This is a genomic window from Arthrobacter sp. Y3223164, from assembly GCF_059091005.1.
Map to the genome: position 1 here is coordinate 1 of NZ_JBNHGF010000323.1, position 3,172 is coordinate 3,172.

4 protein-coding genes are annotated in these 3,172 nt (G+C 69.3%); all 4 read right to left on the reverse strand.

Features of this window, described 5'->3' with window-relative positions; all coding sequences use genetic code 11:
• Positions 1-151 precede the first annotated feature (151 nt).
• The gene (locus AC5RUJ_RS13345) at positions 152-1,183 is read right to left on the reverse strand and encodes a branched-chain amino acid ABC transporter permease (RefSeq protein WP_494024693.1); all 1,032 of its coding nucleotides are present in this window, start codon (positions 1,181-1,183) and stop codon (positions 152-154) included.
• Positions 1,180-2,064, reverse strand: coding sequence for a branched-chain amino acid ABC transporter permease (locus AC5RUJ_RS13350; RefSeq protein ID WP_494024692.1), 885 nt, complete (start codon positions 2,062-2,064; stop codon positions 1,180-1,182). The genes AC5RUJ_RS13345 and AC5RUJ_RS13350 overlap by 4 nt, the downstream gene beginning before the upstream one ends.
• A 3-nt stretch (positions 2,065-2,067) precedes the next feature.
• A complete protein-coding gene (locus AC5RUJ_RS13355; protein WP_494024419.1) occupies positions 2,068-2,781 on the reverse strand; it encodes an ABC transporter ATP-binding protein in 714 nt (237 codons plus the stop codon).
• The coding region (locus AC5RUJ_RS13360; RefSeq protein ID WP_494155990.1) for an ABC transporter ATP-binding protein C-terminal domain-containing protein at positions 2,778-3,172 on the reverse strand (395 nt) is incomplete at its 5' end. The genes AC5RUJ_RS13355 and AC5RUJ_RS13360, both read right to left, overlap by 4 nt.

The window sequence follows — 3,172 nt, forward strand, 5'->3', positions numbered from 1 at the left end:
TAGGCCAACAACGCCCGGAGGCGCTTGCCGCCCGCGGTGAGGTCGGTGATGGCCTCCACCAGCGGTGCCGCGTCCGATCTGCCGTGTTCGCATTGTTCTCTCCTTAGCCTTGTGGGCCTTGTGCTGGATCGGTGAGTTGCCCCCCGCCGGCTCACATCGCCGTGGTGGTCGGGGTATGGACCTCCGGGCCGGTCTCGGGAGCCTTGAGGGCGGCCTCGGGCTCCGCGCGTCGGCGGCGCATCCGCCGCAGCAGCGCCGGCAGGGTCACCAGCCCGCCGGGTGCCAGGAACAGGATGACCAGCAGGGCCGCGCCGTAGATGATCGGGGTGTGCGAGGCATCGATTTGCCCGGCCAGGACCGGAATGAAAACGAAGAAGAGTCCGCCCAGCAGGGACCCGAGAATGCTGGCCGACCCGCCGATGATCATGGCCGCCAGCATGTTGATGGAGACCACGAAGCTGAGGGTGGCCGGGGACATGTACTGCACGGCGGCCAGGTACAGGAAGCCCGCGACGCCGCCGTACAGGGACGCGACGGTGAACGCGAGGACCTTGTACCGGTAATTGGAGACGCCCATCGCGGTGGCCACGGCCTCGTTCTCGCGCACGATGGCGAAGGCCCGTCCGATCCGGCCACGGGTCAGGTTGGCCGCCAGCACGAAGAGCACGGCGGCGATGCCGAGCACCACGTAGTACCGCCACTGGTCGTCGGCCAAGCCGGTCCAGTCCGGGGCGTTCATCCACTGCACGGTGATGCCGACGGAGCCGCCGGTGAAATCGTCCAGCCGCTTGGCCAGCCGGTCCGCGATGATCGGCAGCGAGATGGTGACCATGGCCAGCGAAACCCCGCGCAGCCGGACCGCGGGAAGGGCGACCAGGAAACCGACGACGGCGGGGATCAGGGCGGCGAGCACGAAGGTCAGCAGCACCGGCCAGCCCTCGGTGACGCCGTACGCGGTGACGTAGGCGCCCAGCCCCACGAACGCGCTCTGGCCCAGCGAGATCTGCCCGGCGTACCCGGTCACGAGGTTGAGCCCCAGGATCGCGACGGCGAAGGCGGCGACCACGGTCAGCTGGTAGTTCACGTAGGGGATGAGCTGCAGCGGCGCCAGGACCGCCAGCACGACGACGACGGCGGCAACCGCGATCCGGAACCAGCGCGAGGCGAAGACGTTGCGCTTCATACCCGCACCACCTCCTTTTGCCCGAAGAGGCCCTGGGGCCTGACCAGCAGCACGATGAACATGGCGATCAGCGGCACGGCGATCTTGAGGTCGTCGCCGATAAAGCCGATGTACGCCCCGGCAAGGTTTTCCACCACGCCGATCAGGCCGGCGGCAACCACCGCGCCCAGCGGGCTGTTGAGGCCGCCGAGGATGGCGGCGGCCAGGGCGTAGACCAGCACCTGGTCCAGCATGTGCGGGGACAGGAAGACCTTCGGGGCGATCAACACGCCCGCGATGGCGCCCAGCACGGCGGCCAGGGCCCAGCCCACCATGAGCAGCCGGCCCACCGGGATGCCCGAGAGCGCGCTGGACTCGGGGTTGTCCGCCACCGCCCGCAGGGCCAGGCCGAGCTTGGTTTTCTTGAACAGCAGCTGGAGTGCCAGCACCACCAGCAGCAGCACCACGATGTTGCCCAGCGACTGATAGCTGATGAAGGCCCCGGCGACCTGGAAGGTGCCCAGCGCGAAGAGCGAGGGGAACTGCTGGGAGTTGTAGCCCCAGAACAGGCCGGCCAGCCCGGTGAACAGCACCAGCAGGGCCACCGTGACGATGATGGCGGTGTCGGGCAGTCCGCGCTCGAAGCGCCGCATGATCAGGCGCTCCACCCCGGCGCCCAGCGGCGCCGAGACCAGGATCGCCAGGGGAATGGCGAGCGCCGGCGGAATGCCGGCCTGCCACAGGGTCCAAGCCAGGAAGGTGGAGAACACGGCCATGGCGCCCTGCGCAAAATTGATCAGCCCGGTGGCCCTGTTCACCAGCACGATGGCGAGCGCCAGGGCGGCGTAGATGGCCCCGTTGCCCAGGCCGTCGATGATGAGCTGCAGGAACAGTGAATCCACGGCTCACCCGCCCAGGTACGCTTTGCGAATGGCTTCCAGGCCCATAAGCTCTTCGCGCGGCCCGGACAGCACGGCGTGCCCGGTTTCCAGGACCGTGGCCTCGTCCACAATGGAGAAGGCCAGGGCAGCGTTCTGCTCCACCACCACCATGGACAACCCCGTTTCGGTGCGCAGTTTGGTGATCGCTTCGTAGACCTGGCCGGCCGTGCTGGGCGCCAGCCCCAAAGACGGCTCGTCCAGCAGCACGAGCTTGGGCCCGGACATGAAGGCGCGCCCGATCGCGAGCATCTGCTGCTCACCGCCGGACAGCGCGGCGGCCGGTGTCTTGCTCCGCGCCGCGAGCTGCGGGAAGAGATCGAAGTAGTGGTCCCGGTCGGCGGCGACGCCGCGCTGGTCCTTGCGCCGGTAAGCACCGACCAGCAGGTTGTCCTGCACGCTGAGGTTGGCCAGGGTGCCGCGGTCCTGCGGCACGTGGGCGATACCCAGCCGGGCCACCTGGTCGGGCCGCATCCCGCCGATCCTGCGGCCCTCGAAGGTGATGTCCCCGCTGGTCTTTACCATGCCGCTGATGGCGCGCAACGTCGTGGTCTTGCCGGCGCCGTTGGCGCCCAGGATGCCGGTCGCGCCGCCGTCGGCCACGCTCAGGCTGATGCCGTGCAGCGCCACGGCCCGGCCGTACCAGGCGCGCACGTTGGAGAGTTCGAGGAGGCCCGTCATGCCGCCCCCTGCCCGAGGTACGCCTCGACCACGCGCGGATCCTGCCGGACCTCGGCCGCCGTGCCCTCCGCCAGCTTCCGCCCCTGGTTGAGCACGGCCAGGCGGTCCGTCACCGCGGAAATCAAACCCATGTGATGTTCGACGACGACGATGGTCAGCTCGAATTCCGCGCGCAGGTTCCTGATCCAGCCGATCAGGTCCTCGACTTCCGCGTGCGAAAGCCCGGCGGCCGGCTCATCCAGCAGCAGCAGTTTGGGCTGGCTGAGCAGCGCCCGGCACAACTCCACGCGCTTGCGGAAGCCGTGGGCCAGCTCGCCGGCCGGCAGCCGGGTGGCCCAGTCCAGGTCCAACCGGGCAAGGACGTCATGGGCCCGCCGGCGGAGCGCGCGCT

Coding starts and splice junctions, on each gene's coding strand:
- AC5RUJ_RS13345 (WP_494024693.1), bottom strand. CDS start 1,183: ATGAAGCGCAACGTCTTCGCCTCGCGCTGGTTCCGGATCGCGGTTGCC.
- AC5RUJ_RS13355 (WP_494024419.1), bottom strand. CDS start 2,781: ATGACGGGCCTCCTCGAACTCTCCAACGTGCGCGCCTGGTACGGCCGG.